Source organism: Shouchella phoenicis, assembly GCF_047238345.1.
Taxonomy (GTDB): domain Bacteria; phylum Bacillota; class Bacilli; order Bacillales; family Bacillaceae_D; genus Shouchella.
The window spans coordinates 2,510,882-2,535,427 of the sequence record NZ_JBDFMQ010000001.1 but is presented as its reverse complement, the minus strand read 5'-3'; the positions used below and the strand labels follow the sequence as shown (position 1 = coordinate 2,535,427).

At 41.4% G+C, this 24,546-nt stretch carries 19 protein-coding genes and 1 other annotated feature (1 of these 20 running past the window's edge); all 19 genes read left to right on the top strand.

Annotation, left to right across the window (positions count from 1 at the left end; translation table 11 throughout):
- Positions 1-149, top strand: a binding site (T-box leader); it begins 76 nt to the left of the window's first position.
- Positions 150-217: 68 nt separating this feature from the next.
- The 19 genes from ilvB (at position 218) to spoVID (ending at position 24,541) form a co-directional block, all read left to right on the top strand.
- Positions 218-1,957 carry a biosynthetic-type acetolactate synthase large subunit gene (gene ilvB, locus ABC361_RS13605; protein ID WP_413074463.1) on the top strand — a complete coding sequence of 580 codons (1,740 nt, stop codon included), beginning with the start codon at positions 218-220 and terminating at the stop codon, positions 1,955-1,957.
- Positions 1,954-2,472 (top strand): acetolactate synthase small subunit, encoded by a 519-nt coding sequence (gene ilvN, locus ABC361_RS13600; protein ID WP_413074462.1) that lies wholly within the window; start codon positions 1,954-1,956, stop codon positions 2,470-2,472. The genes ilvB and ilvN overlap by 4 nt, the downstream gene beginning before the upstream one ends.
- An 18-nt stretch (positions 2,473-2,490) precedes the next feature.
- Positions 2,491-3,519, top strand: a complete 1,029-nt coding sequence (ilvC, locus tag ABC361_RS13595) for a ketol-acid reductoisomerase (RefSeq protein WP_413074461.1) — start codon at positions 2,491-2,493, stop codon at positions 3,517-3,519.
- Positions 3,506-5,050: a 2-isopropylmalate synthase gene (locus ABC361_RS13590; protein WP_413074460.1), complete on the top strand. Its 1,545-nt coding sequence runs from the start codon at positions 3,506-3,508 to the stop codon at positions 5,048-5,050. Before ilvC ends, ABC361_RS13590 begins: the two co-directional genes overlap by 14 nt.
- Positions 5,051-5,059: 9 nt before the next feature.
- Positions 5,060-6,148 carry a 3-isopropylmalate dehydrogenase gene (gene leuB / locus ABC361_RS13585; protein ID WP_413074459.1) on the top strand — a complete coding sequence of 363 codons (1,089 nt, stop codon included), beginning with the start codon at positions 5,060-5,062 and terminating at the stop codon, positions 6,146-6,148.
- 12 nt (positions 6,149-6,160) lie between these two features.
- Positions 6,161-7,576: a 3-isopropylmalate dehydratase large subunit gene (leuC, locus tag ABC361_RS13580; protein ID WP_413074458.1), complete on the top strand. Its 1,416-nt coding sequence runs from the start codon at positions 6,161-6,163 to the stop codon at positions 7,574-7,576.
- Positions 7,573-8,178: a 3-isopropylmalate dehydratase small subunit gene (leuD, locus tag ABC361_RS13575; RefSeq protein ID WP_413074457.1), complete on the top strand. Its 606-nt coding sequence runs from the start codon at positions 7,573-7,575 to the stop codon at positions 8,176-8,178. The genes leuC and leuD overlap by 4 nt, the downstream gene beginning before the upstream one ends.
- Positions 8,179-8,345: 167 nt before the next feature.
- The gene (locus ABC361_RS13570) at positions 8,346-9,401 is read left to right on the top strand and encodes a hypothetical protein (RefSeq protein WP_413074456.1); all 1,056 of its coding nucleotides are present in this window, start codon (positions 8,346-8,348) and stop codon (positions 9,399-9,401) included.
- Between the two features lie 154 nt (positions 9,402-9,555).
- On the top strand, positions 9,556-10,854 hold the full coding sequence (gene tig, locus ABC361_RS13565) for a trigger factor (RefSeq protein ID WP_413074455.1): 1,299 nt from the start codon (positions 9,556-9,558) through the stop codon (positions 10,852-10,854).
- A gap of 310 nt (positions 10,855-11,164) precedes the next feature.
- A complete protein-coding gene (gene clpX / locus ABC361_RS13560) occupies positions 11,165-12,436 on the top strand; it encodes an ATP-dependent protease ATP-binding subunit ClpX (protein WP_413074454.1) in 1,272 nt (423 codons plus the stop codon).
- 139 nt (positions 12,437-12,575) lie between these two features.
- Positions 12,576-14,246: an ATP-dependent protease LonB gene (gene lonB, locus ABC361_RS13555; RefSeq protein WP_413074453.1), complete on the top strand. Its 1,671-nt coding sequence runs from the start codon at positions 12,576-12,578 to the stop codon at positions 14,244-14,246.
- Between the two features lie 197 nt (positions 14,247-14,443).
- Complete coding sequence (gene lon / locus ABC361_RS13550; protein WP_413074452.1) at positions 14,444-16,771, top strand: endopeptidase La; 2,328 nt, start codon at positions 14,444-14,446, stop codon at positions 16,769-16,771.
- 2 nt (positions 16,772-16,773) lie between these two features.
- Positions 16,774-17,370, top strand: a complete 597-nt coding sequence (yihA, locus tag ABC361_RS13545) for a ribosome biogenesis GTP-binding protein YihA/YsxC (protein WP_413074451.1) — start codon at positions 16,774-16,776, stop codon at positions 17,368-17,370.
- A gap of 168 nt (positions 17,371-17,538) precedes the next feature.
- Positions 17,539-18,912 carry a glutamyl-tRNA reductase gene (hemA, locus tag ABC361_RS13540; RefSeq protein WP_413074450.1) on the top strand — a complete coding sequence of 458 codons (1,374 nt, stop codon included), beginning with the start codon at positions 17,539-17,541 and terminating at the stop codon, positions 18,910-18,912.
- Between the two features lie 380 nt (positions 18,913-19,292).
- Positions 19,293-20,225: a hydroxymethylbilane synthase gene (gene hemC, locus ABC361_RS13535; protein ID WP_413074449.1), complete on the top strand. Its 933-nt coding sequence runs from the start codon at positions 19,293-19,295 to the stop codon at positions 20,223-20,225.
- Positions 20,225-20,977, top strand: a complete 753-nt coding sequence (locus ABC361_RS13530) for a uroporphyrinogen-III synthase (RefSeq protein ID WP_413075776.1) — start codon at positions 20,225-20,227, stop codon at positions 20,975-20,977. The genes hemC and ABC361_RS13530 overlap by 1 nt, the downstream gene beginning before the upstream one ends.
- Positions 20,961-21,941, top strand: a complete 981-nt coding sequence (gene hemB, locus ABC361_RS13525; protein WP_413074448.1) for a porphobilinogen synthase — start codon at positions 20,961-20,963, stop codon at positions 21,939-21,941. The genes ABC361_RS13530 and hemB overlap by 17 nt, the downstream gene beginning before the upstream one ends.
- Positions 21,942-21,956: 15 nt before the next feature.
- The gene (hemL, locus tag ABC361_RS13520) at positions 21,957-23,249 is read left to right on the top strand and encodes a glutamate-1-semialdehyde 2,1-aminomutase (protein WP_413074447.1); all 1,293 of its coding nucleotides are present in this window, start codon (positions 21,957-21,959) and stop codon (positions 23,247-23,249) included.
- A gap of 185 nt (positions 23,250-23,434) precedes the next feature.
- Positions 23,435-24,541: a stage VI sporulation protein D gene (spoVID, locus tag ABC361_RS13515; RefSeq protein WP_413074446.1), complete on the top strand. Its 1,107-nt coding sequence runs from the start codon at positions 23,435-23,437 to the stop codon at positions 24,539-24,541.
- Positions 24,542-24,546: the final 5 nt, after the last annotated feature.

Below are 24,546 nucleotides of genomic sequence, written 5' to 3'. Positions count from 1 at the left end.
ATAAGCGCGAAACTCACCTTTGAGTACGACTTTGAAAAAAGAGTAGGGGTCGTCGGATGATTAGAAAGAATCATTCGTTATCAAAAAAATGAGGCTAATGCATTATTAGTGAAAAGGGTGGTACCGCGAGAGACTTTCTCGCCCCTTGTATGACGATCATACATGGGGTTTGAGAAGGTCTTTCTTTTTGTATACAGGAGGAAGGGAGAGAAGACAAATGCTACATGCGAGTGAACAAACAGACCAGAAAAATAAGAATTTGCAAGACAAAAGCGGTCCGTGCAGTGGTGCTGAGATTTTGCTAAGGTCGTTAGCAAAAGAAAACGTCGACGTGATTTTTGGTTATCCTGGAGGAGCAATCCTTCCTACCTATGATGAGATTTATAAGCTAGGTATCAACCATATTCTCGCGCGTCATGAGCAAGGTGCAATTCACGCAGCAGAAGGATATGCACGAGTAACAGGAAAGCCGGGTGTTTGTATTGTTACATCAGGACCAGGGGCAACAAACGTCGTAACGGGCATTGCGGATGCAATGATTGATTCGTTGCCATTAGTCGTGATAACCGGCCAAGTTGGAACAAAAGTCATTGGAACCGATGCTTTTCAAGAAGCCGATATGCTCGGAATTACAATGCCAATCACAAAACATAACTATCAAGTTCGCTCTGTAGAGGAGCTATCGCAAACAGTAAAAGAAGCATTCCATATCGCCCAAAGCGGTCGACCGGGCCCTGTTTTGATCGATTTGCCAAAAGATATATCTCAACAAGAGGCGTTATTTTCTTATAATAAACCTGTTTACTTACCTGGTTATCAACCAAACGCCAGGCCGAATAAGCAGCAAATTCGAAAGGTTCTGGAATCGATTCAAGCAGCTAAAAAACCTGTTTTGCTTACAGGCGCAGGTGTCCTACACGCTGGTGCTTCTGATGAACTAACTGCATTTGTCGAAAAAACAAATATTCCGCTCGTCTCAACATTACTTGGTTTAGGTTCTTACCCGGGAAATAATCAGAATCACTTAGGAATGGCTGGCATGCATGGAACGTATGCGGCGAATATGGCGCTACATGAAGCAGATTTTCTCTTAAATATTGGTTCACGATTTGATGATCGCCTGACTGGGGTTTTAGAACATTTTGCTCCAGACGCAAAGATCGCACACATCGATATTGATCCTGCTGAAATCGGAAAAAATATTCATGTTGATATTCCTGTTGTAGGGGATGCAAAAGCAGCTTTAACGTTGCTGTTAAAGGGTGATAATGTCTCCCTCTCACAACATGATGACTGGCGTGAACAAACGCAGCGGTGGAAGAAGGACTATCCACTCTGGTATAAGCTCGATAAAGAAACGATAAAACCACAAGAGCTTATTGAAAGATTGTATGAAGAAACTGAGGGAGAAGCGATTGTTACAACAGATGTTGGTCAACATCAAATGTGGGCGGCGCAATTTTTCTCCTTCAATAAACCAAATCGTTGGGTCACTTCTGGTGGGCTCGGAACAATGGGCTTCGGTTTCCCTGCAGCGATTGGCGCACAAATTGCTGAGCCAGAGCTTCCGGTTATTGCGATTACGGGAGATGCTGGGTTTCAAATGACACTCCAAGAAATGTCAATCTTGCAAGAACTGCAGCTTCCGGTGAAAATCGTCATCGTAAACAATGCATCACTCGGAATGGTTCGGCAATGGCAACAACTTTTCCATGGTGAAAGGTATTCTCATTCTCTTTTTCCGATTCAACCAAACTTCACCAAATTGGCAGAAGCTTATGACATCAAAGCAATTAAAGTTGAAGAACGCTCAAAATTAGGAGACGCCATTAAAGATACGTTTAACCATCAAGGTCCTGTTTTGCTCGAAGTGTGTGTCGCACAAGAAGAAAATGTTTACCCAATGATTTGTCCAGGGCAAGGTCACCATTGTATGGAGGGGGTAGAGCCACTATGAAGCGAACGATAACCGTTCTTGTGCAAAATCGCTCGGGTGTGCTTAATCGAATTACTGGTTTATTTGCTCGAAGGCAATACAATATTGACAGTATTACGGTCGGGGTGACAGATAATCCAACTATATCTAGAATGACGTTTGTTGTTGTGGCAGACGCCATGGAAAACGTTGAGCAAGTGATGAAACAACTTCACAAACAAGTAGATGTTTTAAAGGTGAAGGATGTAACGGACGAAGCGACTGTATCTAGAGAACTTGCTTTAGTAAAAATTTCAGCAACCGCTGAGCAAAGAGCAGAAATTGGCTCTCTAGCAGAAACCTTCCGTGCACAAATGATTGACGTTGGAAGAGACTCGCTAACTTTGCAAGTAACGGGCCATACAGACAAAGTCGAGGCATTTATCGAATTGATTAAATCGTATGGTATTCAAGAAATTGCACGAACAGGCGTAACGGCTATCAATCGAAGCGTGAAATCGCAAACAGAAGCATCGCGTTTAACACTTATTCATTAAAAAAAGGGAGAGATTATTATGGCAAAAGTTTATTACAATGGTGACGTAAATGAAGGATTTTTAAATGAAAAGACGGTTGCGGTTATTGGGTATGGGTCTCAAGGGCATGCACATGCGCAAAACTTAAAAGAATCCGGTGTAGATGTAATCGTCGGTCTCCGTCAAGGGAAGTCATGGGAGAAGGCAAAAGAAGATGGTTTTAACGTCTATTCCGTACAAGAAGCGGCAGAGAAAGCGGAAGTCATCATGGTTCTTCTACCAGATGAACAGCAGCCAGACGTCTATAAAGCGTCAATTGAAAAGGAGTTAACAGCAGGTAAAGCCTTAGTGTTTGCCCATGGTTTTAATATTCATTTCAATCAAATTGTTCCTCCGAGCCATGTAGATGTATTTCTTGTTGCCCCTAAAGGACCTGGCCATCTAGTCCGCCGAACGTTTACAGAAGGAGCGGGTGTACCAGCGTTAATCGCTGTTCAACAAGACGCAACAGGAGAGGCAAAGGATCTTGCGCTTGCTTATGCGAAACAAATTGGTGCAGCTCGAGCTGGTGTGCTAGAGACATCGTTTAAAGAAGAAACGGAAACAGATTTATTCGGAGAGCAAGCGGTCCTTTGTGGCGGAACTTCCGCACTTGTAAAAGCTGGGTTTGAAACCCTCGTAGAGGCTGGGTATCAGCCGGAAATCGCTTATTTTGAATGTTTGCATGAACTAAAGCTCATTGTTGATTTGATGTATGAAGGCGGTCTAGAGTATATGCGCTATTCCATTTCAGATACAGCGCAGTGGGGAGATTTCCAAGCAGGACCACGCATTGTAACCGACGAAACGAAGAAAGAAATGCGCGCAATCTTAGAGGATATTCAAAAAGGGAAGTTTGCAAAGGGGTGGATTTTGGAAAACAAACTAAATCGTCCCGAGTATAACGCCATTAATGCAGCAGAAGCGAATCATCCTCTTGAAGTGGTAGGACGTGAGCTTCGAGAAATGATGCCATTTGTAAAACAATCTAAATCGAAAAAAGGAGCCGTTGGTCATGGGCAAAGTTAACATATTTGATACGACTTTGCGAGATGGAGAGCAATCTCCAGGTATTAATCTTAATCACAGAGAGAAGCTGGACATTGCGTTTCAGTTAGAGCGCCTAGGAGTAGATATAATTGAGGCTGGGTTTCCAGCCTCCTCAAAAGGAGATTTTCAATCAGTAAAAGACATTGCCACTCAAATAAAAGGCTCTTCCGTCACGGGATTAGCTCGTTCAAAGCAAAGCGACATTGACGCATGCTGGGAAGCGCTAAAGGCAAGTGCAGAACCGAGAGTTCATGTGTTTCTTGCGACCTCTCCTATCCATATGAAATACAAGCTTAAACTAACACCAGATCAGGTGATCGAACAGGCGATAGGGAGTGTCAAGTATGCAGCAAAAAGATTTCCACACGTTCAATTTTCAGCAGAAGATGCAAGTCGTTCTGACTGGGCGTTTCTAGCAAAAATAATTGAAGCAACGATTGATGCAGGTGCCTCGGTTATTAATCTACCAGATACAGTTGGGTATACGATGCCAAAGGAAATATCCGAATTATTTGAATATATAAGCCGGACTGTGCCAAATATAGATCGAGCTATCCTTTCGACCCACAATCATGATGATCTAGGTATGGGTGTGGCGAATTCGTTAGCTGCTATTCAAGGTGGGGCGCGACAAGTCGAATGTACCATAAATGGGATTGGTGAACGGGCAGGAAATGCTTCACTTGAAGAGATTGCGGTTGGGTTACACATTCGTTCTGATTACTATGAAACAGGAACGAACATCCAGCTAAATGAATTGAAGCGAACAAGTGCACTAGTGAGTCGCTACACATCCATGCCTATTCCAAAAAATAAAGCGGTTGTTGGTTCAAATGCGTTTGCACACGAGTCAGGTATCCACCAAGACGGGATGCTGAAGCATAAAGAAACCTATGAAATTATTACGCCAGAATTAGTAGGGGCAACGTCTTCAAATCCACTCGGAAAACATTCTGGACGACACGCGTTTCAAGAAAAAATGAAGGCGCTAGGATTTAAAGGGTCTTCGGAAGAATTGCTGACGCTTTTTAACGGGTTTAAAACGTTAGCTGATAAAAAGAAGACGGTTACGGAAGATGACTTATATGCGTTGATGATTGATCAAGGCGATGAGGATCGAGAACATGAGTACAAACTTGAAGCGCTCCAGGTTTCTTATGGCACGAATCAAACACCAACCGCAACGATAAAATTAAAGCACGTAGAGGGTAGGGAATACACAGAGGCGAGCACAGGGTCAGGCAGCGTAGAAGCCATTTACAATACACTAGCCAAACTGACCGATTTTCACTATCGACTTAGAGATTATCGGATTCAATCCATTACTGAGGGAGAAGATGCGCTAGCTGAAGTACACGTTAATTTATCAAAAAACGATCGATCTCATTCAGGTCGAGGTGTCGCCAATGATGTATTAGAAGCATCAGCAAAAGCGTACATTCATGCTGTAAATCGATTTTTACAAGAAGAAAAACGACTACAAGAACCATCGACATCGACAGTAGGCTAGGGGGAAATGATGGATAAAACAATTACGCTACTAGCTGGGGATGGAATCGGACCAGAGATCGTAAAGGCTGGTAAGGAAGTACTTGAAGCTATTGCCAATCGCTTCGGTCACCAGTTCACATTTCAAGAAGCACATATTGGAGGGGCGGCTCTTGATGCTACAGGAGAACCGCTCCCGGAAGAGACAATTGAACGGTGTAAAAATGCTGATGCTTGTTTACTTGGTGCCGTTGGTGGGCCGAAATGGGACGGAAACCCTCCGCACCTTCGTCCTGAAAAAGGGTTATTGGCTATTCGGCAAATCCTTAACCTCTATGCAAACTTACGGCCTGTTCAAGTGCTGGATGCCCTAGTAGACGAATCTACACTTAAAAAAAATGTCATCCAAGGAGTAGACGTTCTCATTGTCCGAGAATTGACAGGCGGTATTTATTTTGGAACGCCTCGTGAACGCCGGCAAATTGATGGAGAAGAAGGCGTGATTGATACGCTCGTATATAAAAAAGAAGAAATTGAACGCATTCTGCACCGTGCTTTTCAATTCGCACAATTAAGAGGGCGTCATGTAACGTCTGTAGACAAAGCGAATGTCCTCGAGTCAAGTAGAATGTGGAGAGAGTGTGCAACGGAAATAGCGCAACAATATCCAGACGTCACCCTAGAGCACATGCTCGTCGACAATGCAGCTATGCAGCTTATTCGTAATCCGAAGCAGTTTGATGTGCTTGTAACTGAAAATTTATTTGGCGACATTTTGAGTGATGAAGCTTCTATGATTACAGGATCGCTTGGGATGCTTCCATCTGCCAGTTTAAACTCAACGTCATTTGGTCTGTATGAACCTGTTCATGGGTCAGCGCCTGAGTTAGCTGGACTGAACGAAGCGAATCCGCTGGCGACGATCTCCTCAACAGCTATGCTGTTACGCTATAGTTTTAAAATGTCCGAAGAAGCAGATTGTGTGGAACAGGCAATTCGTACCGTATTAAATAAAGGCTATCGAACAGCTGATTTAGCCCATAATCAAGCGACCACCTGTTCAACGAGTGAGATGACTGCTGCGGTCATCAACGAAATAAACGTTGCGATACATTCTTAGGAGGCTTTGAAGATGGGAAAAACGATTATAGAAAAGATATGGGAGAAACATACAATTGTTTCCGAAGCGCAGAAGCCAGATTTGCTTTATGTCGATCTACACATGGTGCATGAAGTAACATCTCCGCAAGCCTTTGAAGGTCTAAGAATTGCAAATCGAAAAGTGCGCAGGCCGGAAAGAACATTTGCGACCATGGATCATAATGTGCCAACATTCAACCGCTATGACATTCAAGATCAAATTGCCCGCTTGCAAATGGAAACATTAGCTGACAACTGTCGGGAATTTGGAATAGAAATTGCCGATTTAGCGCACCCGGATAATGGCATTGTTCATGTAATCGGTCCAGAGCTTGGCCTTACACAACCAGGTCATGTCATTGTATGTGGCGATAGTCATACGTCGACCCACGGTGCATTTGGAGCACTGGCATTTGGAATTGGAACGAGTGAAGTGGAGCATGTACTTGCGACGCAAACGGTTTGGCAATCCCGTCCTAAAACGTTACAAGTTCATATTACTGGGCGATTAGGTACCGGAATTGCTGCAAAAGATGTCATTCTGGCGATTATTTCAAAATTTGGCGTGAACGTTGGTACTGGCTCAGTCATTGAATTTACAGGAGAAGCGATACGCGGGATGACAATGGAAGAACGAATGACGATTTGCAATATGTCTATTGAGGCTGGAGCAAAGGCAGGATTAATTAGTCCAGACGTTGTAACGTTTGATTACTTGCGGGGGCGCAGTCGTGTACCTGATGGAAAAGAATTTGAAGAACTCGTTGAATACTGGTCAACATTAGCAACCGATCAAGATGCCACCTATGATCACTCTGTTACAATAGATGCAAGTGAAATAGAGCCAATGGTTACATGGGGAACCAACCCTGGCCAAGGGCTTCCGATTTCAGCAGCTGTTCCAGATCCAAGTATGGCTGTAAATGAAACGGAACAACGAGCCATTACTCAAGCGTTAGCTTATATGGATTTAGAGCCTAATACACCATTGAGTGAGATAGCGATTCAGCATGTGTTTATTGGCTCATGTACGAATTCACGTTTCAGTGATTTAGAAGCGGCAGCTCGAATTGTAAAAGGGCGATTTGTTCACAGAGACGTTTCGGCAATTGTGGTTCCTGGCTCGGAAAAAGTAAAGCGAAGAGCAGAAGAAGAAGGCTTAGACCAAATCTTTATTGAAGCCGGTTTTGAATGGCGTAGTTCCGGCTGTAGCATGTGCCTTAGTATGAACCCAGATCGAGTACCTGAAGGCGAACGTTGCGCGTCGACGTCTAATCGGAATTTTGAAGGTCGACAAGGAAAGGGTGCGCGGACTCATCTTGTCAGTCCACCAATGGCCGCAGCTGCAGCAGTTAGTGGGAAATTTGTTGATGTACGCACATTTGACATAAGGAGTGATGTAACATGAACCCGATTCGCCTTCATATTGGGAAAGCAGCGGTGTTAGATCGCGTGAACGTTGACACTGACCAAATTATTCCGAAGCAATTTTTAAAACGAATTGAACGAACAGGATTCGGCAAATTTTTATTTTACGATTGGCGGTATCAGGATGAGGGAGTGGAAAATCCTGATTTTGAATTAAACAAACCTGAGGCCCAAGGAGCAAGTATTTTAATAAGTGGGGATAACTTTGGCTGTGGCTCTTCACGAGAGCACGCCCCTTGGGCTTTATATGATTATGGATTTAAAGTTGTCATTGCTCCAAGTTTTGCGGACATTTTCTATAATAACTGTATGAAAAATGGGCTTCTACCTGTTAGGCTTTCAAACGAAGAAGTGAAGCGTTGGATGAACATTGCCCAGCAAGATAAAGGTCAACTGGCCGTTGACTTAGTAGAACAAAAAGTAACTTTTGAAGAAGAGGTTTCTTCCTTTACCATTGATGAGCATTGGAAAAATATGCTGATAAATGGATGGGATGAGATTGACTTAACGTTGAAACAAGAAGACGAAATCACAGCTTTTGAACGAAAATATGCGGGATCTACGACAACTAGATTTGGGTAGCGAATATCGATTTTCGGCACCTCTTACTCCTTAGTGTTAAACTAAGGAGTTTTCTTAGGTTTTGAAAGAAAGGGATTAGGGAAGGAATAACGAATAAAAACATGGAGACCTTTGGATAAGGAAAACGTACGTGTTAAAGTAAGGGATAAGGAAAGCAGGCGATAAAATTGGAACAGGATAAGCACAAAAAGAATAATGTCATTTTATTTCCTGGTTTAGTGAAGCGATTAGTAGAAGAAGGAATGAATGAGCTTAAACAAAAACAGGCAACAAAAGCCTATCAGTTGTTTAAAGAAGCTGCTTCTCATGACGATACAGATCCGCAAGCACGATTTGGCATTGTATTAAGTCTAATAGAGTTGGAACGACAGCAAGAGGCCGTACAAGAGACAGAAGTGTTGTTGAATGAAGGAATTGGAAATTATTTCGAGATTTTGCAGGTGCATGTTTCTTTGCTTGTTCAACTTTCACGCTATGATCACGTTGTTCATTTGCTAGAGGCTGTATTAAGTGAAGATAAAATACCGGCTAAAGACGCAGAAACGTTTTATGAACTTCTGCATTTTAGTAGACAGATGAGTGAATCGAAAAACTACGACACAAAAGTGTTAACGGACGAAAATCAAGAAGAGACAATGATGGAACTCAAAGCGGGACTTCAAGCTGCAAATGAGCCAGCAAAATGGAATGCATTGCAAAGTGTGCGAAAATTAGGCTTAACTTCGCTACAGAGCGAAATCCGTAAATTTGTGGAAAATAAGCAAACAAATCCACTTATGCGTACATACGCACTTCAACTTTTGCACGAGTGGGGCGATTCCAAGCCACTGACGTACGAACGAGAAGATCAAGCGATTATTGTTACACCAAGTGAACTAGAGGAGCCTGGAGAACGACAGGTAGATCAAGCTATTCGAGCAGCACTTGAAGGGCAACTAGAGCAAGATGACCCAACATTATTACATATGGCAAAGCAGCTTCACCATTCATACTTATTAATGACGTACCCATTTGAACTCAACCCTGAAAATCCTAAAGCGTGGGCATGTGCGTTTCATCTTGTTGCGGCCGAACAATTAGGGTTAGATACGGATGAATCAGATATGGTGCATTGCTACGGCTGTGAACGTTTTGATGTCCTGTCTGCATCAAATGAAATTGAAGCACTTGAACAAGATATTTTAATTGAAGCACAAAATCAAAACGACTGGTTTCATACATAATGAAAGACTATCATTTGCACCACATTTCGGAACGTCGCTTCAGTTAATTTAAGCAAGAGGAAGACATTGAAAGATTAAATCGATATGTTATAATGGAATGGTTGTCAAAAACGTGATAAAGTAGTGTAGAAATTACATGTTGGAGGGAAATATTATGTCTGCAAATTGGGAAAAAACAGAACAAAATACAGGCGTCTTAACGTTTGAAGTTGAAGCAGATAAAGTCAACGACGCTTTAGATAAAGCTTTTAAAAAAGTTGTACAGAAAGTGAATGTACCTGGGTTTCGTAAAGGGAAAATGCCTAGAAGTCTTTTTGAAAAGCAATTTGGTGTTGAGTCTTTATACCAAGATGCCATTGACCTTATGCTTCCAGAAGCATATTCAAATGCTGTAGAAGAAACAGGAATCTTCCCGGTTGATCGTCCAGAAGTGGACATTGAATCAATTGGCAAAAACGAAAAAGCGATATTTAAAGCGACAGTAACGGTTAAACCAGAAGTGAAACTTGGTGACTACAAAGGACTAGAAGTAGATGTTCCAAGTACAGAAGTGACAGACGAAGACGTTGAAGAAGAAGTAACAAAACTTCAAGAACGTCACGCTGAGCTTGTGGTTGTTGAAGATGGAGAAATCCAAGACGGCGATACAGCTGTTCTAGATTTCGAAGGCTTCGCGAACGGGGAAGCATTTGAAGGCGGAACGGCAGAGAACTATTCACTAGAAATTGGTTCTAATTCGTTTATCCCTGGTTTCGAGGAACAACTTGTTGGTCTTAAAACAGGCGACGAAAAAGATGTAGAAGTAACGTTCCCTGAAGAGTACCACGCAGAAGACTTAGCTGGTAAGCCAGCAACGTTTAAAGTGAAAATTCATGATGTTAAGCGTAAAGAGCTTCCTGAGCTTGATGATGAATTTGCGAAAGATGCTAATGAAAATGTTGAATCACTGGACGAGCTTAAAACGGAATTACGTAAGACGCTTGAAGACCAAAGAAAGACTGATTCAGAAAATGCGGTACGTGATGCCCTTCTAGAAAAAGCTGCTGATCAAGCTGACATTACTGTACCAGAAGCGATGGTTAACTCTGAAGTTGATCGTATGCTACAAGAGTTTGGACAACGTCTTCAAGCTCAAGGTATGAATTTAGAGATGTACTTCCAGTTCTCTGGTCAAACAGAAGAAGATATGCGTAGCCAGTTCAAAGAAGATGGAGAAAAGCGTGTACGTGTAAACTTAACGCTTGAAGCGATCTCTGAACAGGAAGACGTTCAAGTATCCGATGAAGAAGTGGAAGAAGAAATTCAAAAAATGGCTGATATGTATCAACGTTCAGCTGATGAAATTAAAGCATTGCTATCTGCACAAGGTGGTCTTGATACAGTGAAAGGTGATCTTAAAATGCGTAAAGCAATTGACGTATTAGTGGATCACAGCAAAGAAGCGACAGCTTAATGTCAAAGGTGCGGGCTAACTCCCGTACCTTTTTCAATTATCAAGCGTTATCCTGCATGAAAGCATTCCTATATTCATATGCTTAGTATGATTGCCCTTTAAATTGAACAAAATGATAGTAGCTTAAAAAAAGGATTTTCTGATTTAAGCTTGAATTGTACTCAGAGAGGGTAGAGGAATAGCAATCTGCTTGAACTCGTACATAAAATGCATATTTCTAGTTTGTTGAATTAGTCTATGCTAAAATGATTTGACATTACAGTTTATTTGTATTCAAATCGAAAAAAGAAATCCTGTAAGGGGTGAGGTTATGTTTAAATTTAACGAAGAAAAAGGACAGTTGAAATGTTCTTTTTGCGGAAAAACACAAGATCAAGTGAGAAAGCTAGTAGCTGGACCTGGCGTCTATATATGTGATGAGTGTATTGAGCTTTGTACAGAGATTGTGGAGGAAGAGCTTGGAACGGAAGATGAAGTAGAGTTAGAAGAAATTCCGAAGCCGAGTGAAATCTGTGTCATTCTTGATGATTACGTTATTGGTCAGCGTGATGCAAAGAAATCATTAGCCGTTGCAGTATACAATCACTATAAGCGCATAAATTCAATGGCTCGTTCTGAAGATGTAGAACTGGCGAAAAGTAATATCACGCTCATTGGACCAACAGGAAGCGGAAAAACATTACTTGCACAAACGCTTGCTCGAATTCTAAATGTACCGTTTGCCATTGCTGATGCGACTTCATTAACAGAAGCTGGTTATGTAGGTGAAGATGTTGAAAACATTTTACTCAAACTAATTCAAGCGGCTGACTATGATGTGGAAAAAGCGGAAAAAGGTATTATTTACATTGATGAAATCGATAAAGTTGCCCGTAAATCCGAAAACCCATCTATTACACGAGATGTTTCTGGTGAAGGTGTTCAGCAAGCATTATTAAAAATTCTTGAAGGAACGACAGCGAGTGTACCGCCACAAGGTGGAAGAAAGCATCCTCATCAAGAATTTATTCAAATTGATACAACGAACGTCCTGTTTATTTGCGGAGGAGCGTTTGATGGAATTGAACAAATCATTAAAAGCCGTCTAGGCAAGAAAATCATTGGCTTTGGCTCAGATGATTCAAAACAGGAAGAGCTAAAACCAGGCGAGTACTTGTCAAAAGTGCTTCCAGAAGATCTTCTCAAGTTTGGTTTAATTCCAGAGTTTATTGGACGTCTTCCGATTATTTCAAGTCTTGCTCCTCTTGATACGGATGCGCTCGTTGAGATTTTAACGCAGCCTAAAAATGCGCTCGTTAAACAATATCAAAAACTACTTGAGTTAGATGAAGTTGAACTAGAGTTTACAGAAGAAGCATTGAAAGAAATTGCGAAAAAAGCAATTGAACGTAAAACAGGTGCTCGTGGACTTCGTTCCATCATCGAAAGCATTATGCTTGATGTAATGTTTGATCTTCCTTCCAGAGAAGATGCTGTGAAGTGTATCATTCATGAAGACTGTATTACCGATGGTGCAGCGCCAATTATTAAATCAGCAGATGGAACAGAGCTGTCTTTAAATAAACCGAAAGAAAGTGCGTAAGAGAGACCACGTTGGCGTTGAGCTAACGTGGTTTTTTTGCATCGTGTTTAGAATTGGAAATAATGCGCTTCGATGTTTAAGACTAATGGCTTGCCTCAAGGTCATACTAACGACAACATAACAATTAGGAGGCATACAAATGGGCTTTACAACGATTGCATTATTTGTCCAATTATTTTTTGGGATTATCATCGGAGTTTATTTTTGGAACTTACTAAAAAACCAGCGCAGTCAAAAAACGTATATTGATAAGGAATCTAAAATCGAATTAGATAAAATGAAAAAATTGCGAGCAATACGATTATCGGAACCATTAGCAGAAAAAGTGCGCCCGAAATCGCTATCAGAAGTTGTTGGACAAGAAGATGGACTAAAAACATTAAGAATGGCATTATGCGGTGCAAATCCACAGCATGTCATCATTTACGGTCCACCCGGCGTTGGGAAAACAGCCGCTGCTCGACTTGTGCTTGATGAAGCAAAAAAAAGCGACCAATCCCCATTTCAGTCAACAGCAGTTTTTGTAGAGGTAGATGGTGCTACGTCACGATTCGATGAAAGAGGGATTGCGGATCCGTTAATTGGTTCTGTACACGATCCAATTTATCAAGGAGCTGGCGCGATGGGCCAAGCGGGCGTTCCCCAACCTAAGCCTGGAGCTGTGACGAAGGCACATGGTGGAATTTTATTTATTGATGAAATTGGTGAATTACACACCATTCAACAGAATAAATTATTAAAAGTGCTAGAGGATCGAAAAGTTTTTTTAGAGAGTGCGTATTATAGTTCAGAAAATGAACAAATCCCTTCTCACATTCATGATATTTTTAGACGAGGCTTACCAGCAGATTTTCGACTAATAGCTGCTACGACGAGACAACCAGAAGAAATGCCACCCGCTATTCGTTCTCGTTGTTTGGAAGTGTTTTTTAGAGGATTAGATCCGTCTGAAATTGAAGAGATTGCTCAGCGTGCGGCTGAAAAAGCAGCGATGACGCTCACTACTGAAGCTTCAAAGAAAATCGCATCTTATGCAACGAATGGTCGTGAAACCGTTAATATGCTACAAATTGCCGTTGGAGCAGCTCGTGCAGATGGACGTCAAGAAGTTCAACTGCAAGATATAGAATGGGTCGCGCATTCAAGTCAAATGGCACCGAGACCTGAACGCCAAATTCATGAACAACCTGCAATTGGTTTAGTGAATGGTTTAGCAGTTACCGGTCCAACTAGTGGTGCTCTACTTGAGATTGAAGTACTCGTTCACGAAAACGTTGGTCATGGGAAGTTGACGATAACTGGGATCGCAGAAGAAGAACAGTCAGGTTCACAAGTTCGCTCTATTAAGCGAAAAAGTATGGCTCGTTCTTCGGTTGAAAACGTTATTTCCGTTTTAAAACGGAAAGGTGTACCAACAAACGATTATGATATTCATGTTAATTTTCCTGGTGGAACACCTGTAGATGGACCTTCAGCTGGTATAGCAATTGCGACAGGAATTTATTCAGGGATTGAACAAGTGCCTGTCTCAAATGAAGTCGCCATGACAGGTGAGTTAAGTATTCATGCAAAAGTAAAGCCAATTGGTGGTGTGATTGCAAAAGTAAAAGCCGCAAAAATGGCTGGTGCGAAAACCGTCATCATCCCAAAAGAAAATGAACAAGCGATTTTAAAGAAAATTGATGGAATCGAAGTGATTGCAGTAACAACATTAGATGAAGTCTTTGATTTAGCTTTTTGTAAGGAGGAAGAAGATGAAAATGTCATTCCTGCACAAGCCTTCTCAACAGGAGGAATTGTTCCAATCTAATTAATGGACAACAAAGCCCTTCGTAAGCTAAAATGAGTAGATGGTTAACAAAACGAAAATGGATGATTGAAGCGTCACTCTACTAAGATTGGCGCTTTATCCATTGTGTATATCATCGTTTTTAATTTCCAGCATAGAAATAAGATGATTAGACATAATGAAATTTTTATAAAGATAAAGGCGGAGGTGTCATGCGGATGGTTGACCAATTACAAGAACGCCGAGTTCCGCTCCTTCCTTTGCGTGGTGTATTAATCTTCCCAGGGGCAATTATGCACTTAGACGTAGGTCGTGAAAAATCGGTTAAAGCATTAGAAGAAGCTAAACAAAACGATCAATATTTATTTTTAGCAACACAAAAACAAACGACAAAAGAAGATCCAACGGAAGAAGATTTATATAGAGTAGGAACGTTTGCGAAAATTGTACAGTCTACGAAGCTTGCGAACGGAACAGTTCGTGTTCAAGTTGAAGGTTTGCAGCGTGCTGAGCTTGTCACATTTAATGACCATGGAGATGTGTTAGTTGCAGATGTTACATTGTTCGATGAGGATGCAAAAGCAGATTCTGAAACAGAAGCGTTAATGCGAACGTTGCTTTCCATGTATGATCAATTCTCGAAGCAGTCAAAGCGTGCTTCTCAAGAGACATTAGCAACATTAAAAGAAACAACAGCTCCGGAGAAATTTGCTGATTTAATCTCTGCAAATTTAACGTTAAAATTAGCACAAAAACAAACGTTGCTTGAGTTGATTGATGTAAAAGAACGACTACAAAAGCTAATCGAATATCTTGGTAATGAACAAGAAGTGTTAGGGTTAGAGAAAAAAATCGGCCAGCGCGTGAAGAAATCCATGGAAAAGACGCAAAAAGAGTACTATTTGCGCGAGCAAATGAAAGCCATTCAAAAAGAGCTTGGTGATCGTGAAGGAAAAACAGGAGAAATCGCAGAGTTAAAAGAAAAAATTGAAGCTGCGGGAATGCCTGAACACGTATATGAAAAAGCATTAAAAGAGTTAAGTCGTTACGAGAAAATGCCTGCAAACGCAGGTGAGAGTTCCATTTTGCGAACGTATTTAGACTGGCTGATTCAGCTTCCATGGACTACTCAAACAGAAGATCAGCTTGATGTGAAAAAAGCAGGCAAAATTCTTGATGAAGATCACTATGGATTAGAAAAAGTAAAAGAGCGTGTGCTTGAATATTTAGCTGTTCGAAAACTTACGAATTCGATGAAAGGACCCATACTTTGTCTTGCAGGACCTCCAGGCGTCGGAAAAACGTCGTTGGCTCGCTCGATCGCGCGTTCGTTAAATCGTAAATTTGTACGGATGTCTTTAGGGGGCGTTCGTGATGAAGCAGAGATTCGAGGTCATCGTCGAACGTATGTCGGAGCAATGCCAGGTCGTCTCATTCAAGGAATGAAGCGTGCGGAAACGGTAAATCCAGTATTCCTTTTAGATGAAATCGATAAAATGGCAAATGATTTTAGAGGAGATCCAGCATCAGCATTACTTGAAGTATTGGACCCGGAACAAAACAATACATTTAGTGATCATTATTTAGAAGAAGCGTATGATCTATCCAACGTCATGTTTGTCACAACAGCAAACAATATTGGTACGATTCCTGCGCCGTTATTGGACCGAATGGAGATCATTTCGATTCCTGGTTATACGGAGCTTGAGAAAAAGCAAATTGCACGTAACTATTTACTACCAAAACAAATTAAAGAGCATGGTTTAACAAAAGCGCAAATGCCAGTAAAAGACGAAGCTCTGACAAACATCATTCGGTATTATACGCGTGAAGCAGGTGTCCGAAATCTTGAACGCCAGTTAGCGACAGCGTGTCGAAAAGCGGCAAAAATGGTTGTGATGGAAGAACGTAAACGCGTAACGGTTACGGAAAAGCTCGTAGAAGAGATGCTCGGGAAGCCAAGGTTCCGCTACGGCATGGCAGAACAAGAGGATCAGATCGGTGCTGCGACAGGGTTAGCTTATACAGCTGCTGGAGGTACAACACTCGCGATTGAGGTTTCTGCCGTTAAAGGAAAAGGGAAGTTAACGTTAACGGGAAAACTTGGTGACGTGATGAAAGAGTCTGCTCAAGCGGCGTTTAGCTACATTCGTTCCCGTTCAGAAGAATTGTCCATTGAGGCAGACTTTAATGATAAGACCGATATTCATATTCACGTTCCAGAAGGGGCTACGCCAAAAGACGGACCATCAGCAGGTATTACGATGGCGACAGCGTTGGTTTCTGCCTTAACTGGTCGAAAAGTGAAACGTGAGGTCGGAATGACAGGCGAAATTACGCTAAGAGGTAGGGTCTTACCAATTGGTGGGCTAAAAGAAAAAGCAATGAGTGCCCATCGCGCAGGGTTAACGACCATTATTATTCCGAAAGATAACGAAAAAGACATTGACGATATTCCTGATAGCGTTCGGAAAGAGCTAACGATTGTATTAGTTGAACACTTGGATCAAGTGTTGGAAGTCGCATTGAATGAGAGTGAAGAATAAAAATGAAAGTCACAAAAGCTGAACTAGAACATGTAGCAGTCAAACCGGAACAATATCCAGTAACGCGTTTACCAGAACTTGCGCTAGCAGGTCGATCTAACGTTGGGAAGTCTTCGTTTATTAATAAAATGCTTAATCGAAAAGGGTTGGCCAGAACGTCTGGTCAACCTGGTAAAACCCAAACACTTAATTTCTATGAAATTAATGAAATGCTGTATTTCGTTGATGTTCCCGGTTACGGATATGCAAAAGTATCAAAATCAGAACGTGCCGCGTGGGGACGAATGATTGAAACGTATTTGTCTGAAAGAGAAGAGCTTAAAGCGGTTTTACAATTAGTAGATGCTCGTCATAAGCCGTCTGAAGACGATAAGCTTATGTATAATTGGATGAAGCATTTTGAGATTCCTATTATTCTTGTCGCCACAAAAGCAGATAAAATCTCAAAATCTAAATGGCAAAAGCACTTAAGTATTATAAGCAAAGAACTTGATCGTGACCCGGATGATCCGCTGCTTTTATTTTCATCAGAGAGTGGCTACGGAAAAGAGGAAGCTTGGAAAACGATCCAATCTCATTTACAGTTAGCCAAAAAATAAGTAGTGTATGCACTGCTTATTTTTTTACTTGTCTTGATTGTCTCTGATTGTTCACAAAAAAATTTTGAGTCCTTATTTAGACATGTTATAATTTAGGCATGATATAATGAGAATTGGATAAATTAGAAGAAAGAGATTGGAAACGTACAGCTTTAGGGGGCTTTTTAAATGCATACGATTGTCGTAGGAGTGAATTATAAGTCTGCCCCGGTGGAAATTCGCGAGAAACTAGCTTTTGATGAAGAGCAATTGCCAGCGGCACTTGCCCAGTTGCGTTCAGCGAAAAGTATTATGGAATGTGTGATTCTTTCAACGTGTAATCGCACAGAGCTTTATGTTGTTGCAGATCAAATTCATACCGGAAGGCACTTCACAAAAACTTTTTTAGCAAACTGGTTCTCCATTAATAAAGATGAATTAACGTCATACTTGACGATAAAAGAAAATGATCATGCGGTTGAACATCTTTTTCGAGTAGCGTGTGGTCTTGATTCAATGGTTATTGGCGAAACGCAAATTTTAGGTCAAGCCAAACAAGCGTTTCAACTTGCTCAGTCTTTGCAAGTGACGGGAACGGTGTTTAATCAATTATTTAAACAAGCCATTACACTCGGTAAACGAGCTCATAGTACGACGGCGATCTCTTCTCAAGCCGTTTCAGTTAGCTATGCCGGTGTGGAGCTTGGGAAGAAAATCTTTGGAAGCTTTGAAGGAAAGCGTGTACTCATTGTTGGCGCAGGTGAAATGAGTGAGCTAACCGCGAAGCATATACATGCGAATGGAGCCGCTTCCATCGTTGTGATGAACCGTAGTCTCGATAAAGCGGAAGCGCTTGCGGATCAGTTTAATGGAGAAGCTGTCTCCTTTCAATATTTAACTGAACAATTAAAGCAAGCAGATGTGGTGATTAGTTCCACAGGTGCAAGGGAATTTGTGCTTACCCAAGACAATACGTCAGATGCGCTACAGGAACGAGAAGATCGACCTTTATTTATCATTGATATTGCTGTTCCTCGTGATGTCGACCCTGTTTTAAATGAATGGGAAAATGTTCATATTTATGATATTGATCACTTGCAGCATATTGTCGAATCAAATAAACAAGAGCGTGAGAAAGAAGCAGAAAAGATTTCTCTTATGATTGAAGAAGAAATTGTGGAGTATAATACGTGGGTAAATACACTTGGTGTCGTTCCTATTATTACAGCTTTACGAGGGAAAGCATTGCAAATTCAAGGGGATACAATGTCAAGTATTGAGCGTAAACTACCTCATTTAACTGAACGAGAGTTAAAAGTGTTGCGCAAGCATACAAAAAGTATTGTGAATCAATTGCTTCGTGATCCGTTAACAAAAGTAAAAGAACTTGCTGCTGAACCAGACGCACAGACTTCTTTACAGTTGTTTACTGATATTTTTGCGCTTGAAGAATCTTTGGAAGAACAAAAAGATCGTGAACGACAAAGCGAAATGAAAGCATTATGGAGACAGGAAAGTGGATCATTCACCGAATTAGATGAAAGTATTGCACTTCGTTCATAAACCTTTCTAAATGATGTTTACAACCAGTTGGTTAGCGGGAATAATTGATAAAAGGTGATGACAAGAGATTGTCTCTTAAGTCTTAAGAAAGCCATTTCACACTAAATGTAAATTGTACGAGCAGCAAGCATAAGAAAAAAGCGCATCAGTCGGCGACCTTAAGAGAAAGGAAGCAGGTGGACATCTTGAGCGTAAGATAGCTGTCTAATTTCTTTTTTAATGAAAACATCGGTTCTCGCAAATGCGTGAACACGTGTTGAGGAGAACGTCGTTGTAGCGCTTTTTTCATTCCCTTTGACGTGAAACAAGTAAATACATAACGATACACGGATCATTTGTACAATACATAAACGAACGACAGCTGTTTTAGGAGGATAAGTATGAGAAAAATTGTACTTGGTACAAGAAGAAGTAATCTTGCCATGACGCAAACCAATTGGGTCATTGATCAATTCAAAAAGATGAACGCACCATTTGAATTTGAAATTAAAGAAATTGTGACAAAGGGTGATCGAATCTTAGATGTGACGCTTTCAAAAGTTGGTGGAAAGGGGCTTTTCGTAAAAGAAATTGAAGAAGCTCTACGCACTGGAGAAATTGACGTGGCTGTTCATTCTATGAAAGATGTACCATCGGAAATTTTGCCTGAATTTGATTTAAGTGCCATTACTGATCGTGAAGACCCGAGAGATGCCATTATTAGTGAAAACCATGTTCCTCTTCACGAACTGCCAGAAGGCGCAATCATTGGGACGAGCAGTTTAAGAAGATCTGCCCAAATTTTACACATGTATCCTCATTTAAAGGTCCAGTGGATTCGTGGCAATGTAGAAACGAGATTAAGAAAATTAAAGGAAGAATCCTTCTCTGCCATTGTACTAGCCGCTGCTGGTTTGAATCGTTTAGGGTATGAACAAGGCACTGTAACCGAGTACTTGTCGGCAGAAGATTGTATTCCAGCTATTGGTCAAGGTGCGTTAGGTCTAGAATGCAGACAAGATGATGATGAAGTGAAAGCCCTTCTTAGTCAGATTAATCATCAACAAACAGCCTTAGCCGTTAGAGCAGAACGATCGTTTTTACATAAGCTAAATGGTGGGTGCCAAGTGCCTATTGGAGGGTTTGCAACTGTTGATACAGATGGTGAGATTTCGTTAACGGGGTTAGTGGGATCACCTGATGGAAAAGTCATTTTAAGAGAATCATTAACAGGTCGTGATCCTGAAAAAATGGGACGAGACTTAGCTGAGTTGCTTTCGGCTCAAGGTGCGGAAGATATTTTAAACAAAGTGAGAGAGAATTTAGACCAGTGATGCAACGGTTGCAAAATAAACATATTTTGCTTACGCGGGAAAAAGAAGATGCAAAGCTGCTTGCGGAAAGAATTACGGAAGCAGGCGGAACCCCTCATTATTTACCATTAATTAACATTGTTTATCGCGAACCGTTAGAAAAAAATTACGCGCATATTTCAGAATACGATTGGCTTGTGTTTACAAGTGCGAACGGGGTTCGTTCATTTTTTTCTAATTATAAAGGTGGTCCAATCCGAGGAAAGATTGCGGCTGTTGGAAAAAAGACAGCGAAAATCCTTGAGTGCTTTCACCAAAACGTAGCGGTGATTCCCAATGTACAAATAGCGGAATCGTTGGCGCAAACCTTATTAGATCATATAACACAACGTGATAGCGTGTTAGTGATAAAAGGTCAACTAGCGGGACAAGTTCTGATAAAAACGCTAACTGCTGCCAATATAAATGTAGACGAACTTGTTACATACGATACGGCTATGCCTCATCAAGTCTATCAACAAGCCGCACGTCTGCCGAACATTACGTTTGATTACGTCACATTAACGAGCGCTTCGACTGCAACGCATTTTCATGACGTGCTACAGGAGTGCCCTTTATCGTATAAAACATTTGCCTGTATCGGTCCGAAAACAAGGAGCAGAGCTGACCAGCTAGGGTTAACACCAACGATAACCGCTCAGTCTTATTCAGCTGAGGGATTATTTCATGCGATTATGATGAAGGAGGAACAAACTGATGAACGCAACATTTAATCGTCATAGAAGGTTACGTAAAACGAGTGGAATGCGGGCGATGGTCCGAGAAACGACGCTATCACCTAATGATTTTATTTATCCTCTGTTCGTTACTGAAGAGGAAAATCAAAAAAATGAAGTCTCGTCCATGCCAGGAGTCTATCAATATTCATTAGATCGATTGAATGAAGAAATTGAAGAAGTACAAAAGCTAGGCATTCATGCCATTATTCTGTTTGGTTTGCCGCATCATAAAGACGAAATTGGTTCAGAGGCATTTGCTAGCCATGGTGTCATTCAACGAGCCACTAAACAAATAAAAGAAGCCTTTCCTGACATGTTAGTGATTGCGGATACATGCTTATGTGAATTTACAGACCACGGTCATTGTGGCATTATTCGCGATGGAGATGTTGTAAACGATGAGAGTCTGGAGCTTTTAGTTCAGACTGCCGTTTCTCAAGCTGAAGCAGGAGCAGATATTATTGCCCCTTCAAATATGATGGATGGCTTTGTGGCAGCGATTCGAAATGGCTTAGATGAGGCGGGATATGTTGATATACCGATTATGTCTTATGCAGTGAAATACGCATCTGCTTTTTACGGACCATTTCGTGATGCCGCGAATAGCGCACCGGCTTTTGGTGACCGAAAAACGTATCAAATGGATCCTGCCAATCGAGAGGAAGCAATACGAGAAGCTACATCTGACCTCGAAGAAGGAGCAGATTTCCTAATCGTTAAACCGGCATTGTCTTATTTGGATATTGTTCGAGATGTGAAAGAACGGACAAACGTGCCAATTGTCGCTTATAACGTTAGTGGTGAGTATGCGATGGTGAAAGCAGCTGCACAAAATGGTTGGGTTAATGAAAAAGCAATCGTACTTGAGAAGTTATTGAGCATGAAGCGAGCAGGTGCTTCACTTATTTTAACGTATTTTGCAAAAGACGCCGCTAAATGGCTACAAGACAAGAATTAGGAGGGAATTGAAACAATGGCCAACTATGAGAAATCAAAGCAAGCGTTTGAACAAGCAAAACCGCTTATGCCAGGTGGAGTAAATAGTCCAGTGCGTGCATTTAAATCGGTTAACATGAACCCGGTTTATATGAAACAAGGAAAAGGGTCAAAAATAACGGATTTAGATGATAACCAGTACATTGATTATGTTCTATCATGGGGGCCGTTAATTCGCGGTCATGCGGACGATATTGTTGTAGAAGAATTAAAAAAAGCGACAGAGCTTGGTACAAGTTTTGGTGCTCCTCATGAACTGGAAACAAAGCTTGCTGAATTAGTCATTGAGCGTGTCCCTTCAATTGAAGTTGTGCGAATGGTGAACTCTGGTACGGAAGCAACAATGAGTGCCTTACGTTTAGCTAGAGGCTATACAGGGCGCAATAAAATCTTAAAATTTGTTGGCTGCTACCACGGACACGGCGACTCCTTACTAATTAAAGCAGGGTCCGGTGTTGCGACTTTAGGTCTACCTGATAGTCCAGGGGTGCCAGAATCTGTTGCAAAAAATACGTTAACGGTGCATTACAATGACTTAGATAGTGTGAAGTATGTTTTTGATCACTATGGAGATGATTTAGCCGCTGTCATTATTGAACCTGTTGCTGGTAATATGGGTGTTGTGCCTCCTGAACCTGGATTTTTAGAGTCGCTTAGAGAATGGACAACGGCTAACGGCACCGTGCTCATTTTTGATGAAGTGATGACTGGTTTCCGCGTAGGCTATGAGTGCGCTCAAGGCGAATTAGGTGTGACACCTGACTTAACGTGTCTTGGAAAAGTGATTGGCGGAGGACTTCCTGTCGGTGCCTTTGGTGGGAAGCGTGAAATAATGGAACAAATTGCTCCAAGTGGTCCAATTTATCAAGCTGGAACCCTATCTGGAAACCCACTAGCTATGACAGCAGGGTACTATACGTTGTCACAGCTGACAAGAGAGGATTACGATACGTTCCGTCGACAAGGGGAGCGTCTAGAGCAAGGGCTTGCAGAAGCAGCAACAGCTCATGGCATCCCTCATACGATTAATCGTGCTGGTTCAATGATTGGTTTGTTCTTTACGAATGAGAAAGTGACCAATTTTGATCAAGCAAAAACGTCAGACTTAGACTTGTTTGCTCAATATTTCAGAGGCATGCTTGCAGAAGGAATCTCTATCGCTCCGTCACAATTTGAAGGATTGTTCCTTTCCACTACCCACTCTGATGAAGATATAGAGGAAACAATTGCTGCTGCTAACCGAGTGTTTGCTTCTCTTTCAACGAAATAAATAGAATCCGCACGGAAGAAATCTTCTTGAATGAAATGATCATTCAGGAAGATTTTTTTTGATTACATGGTTATCGTTGTGTCAATTTTATAACGAATGCGAAAGGTAGCATATTCATCGTCGCTTGCACATAGACGTAATAGTGTACGTGTACAACGGATCACGGTGAAAAAGGAGGAATTAAATTGTCTCAAGAACAGTCGTCAGCATTAACGTTTTCAATTGAAGACTCTGTTTGGCTTAATAAAGGACAACAAATTGATGAAATTATTGGGATGTCCCTCACACCTGAAATTTCTGTCATGCAAATGGATGACCACGTCACGATTCAAGGTGGCCTTCGTTTTGTTGGTGAGTACAAAATGATGGAAGAAAACAGACAGATGGATGAGGAAGAGGAGGACGAGGAATCATCGTTTACAGCTCTTAGTGATTTCCGTAACTCTGGTGATATTCAAACAGAAACAGAAACAGGCACTGGACAGATCGAACATGTATTTCCAATTGACATCACAATCCCCATGACCCGCATTCAGCATGTAGATGATATTTATGTAGAAGTATCTAGTTTTGATTATGATTTACCAGAAAAAAGTTGTATTCAGCTTACTGCTGATGTTTCAATTAGTGGCGTAAAGTCAGACGAGCAACAGCGTGAAATTGAATTGATTGATGCCGAGTATGATTATGAAGAAACAGAAGAAGACATTGAAACGGTTGTGGAGGAAGAAGAAGCGCAAGAAGAAAACACTGCATTTCAATTTGAAGCGTATAAGTCTCATCAAGAGAAGCCTGAAGAGGTTCAAGTCGCTTATCAGCCACAAGAAGAGGCGCCTTCGTATGAAAGCAATCGTTCAATGGAGCAAGATATTATTGAGACATTTCAGCAATCAGACTGGCAGGAAGAGGATCATCAAGGGGAAACTCAATCGGATCATGCCACTTACGCTAATCATGATATGGAAGAAGCCCCAGCTTATCGATATGTAACAGAAACAGAGCAAATGGACGTCCATGAAAGCTATGAGCCTGAAGAAGTGGATATTGAAGAAGAAGTACAAGAAGCTGTCAAAAAAGAAAGAGATAGTGCTTCTTACTTAACGAGTATGCTTCGAAACGAAGACGAGCAGTTCTCAAGATGGAAAATGTGTATTATCCAAGAAGAAGAAACGCTTCAAGTCATTGCCGATCGCTACGAACTTTCCACTAGCCAACTTACGCGATACAACAACTTAGATAGTGAAAAAGTTGAAGAGGGGCAAATTATCTATATACCTTCGAAGAGTAAGTAGGTGAC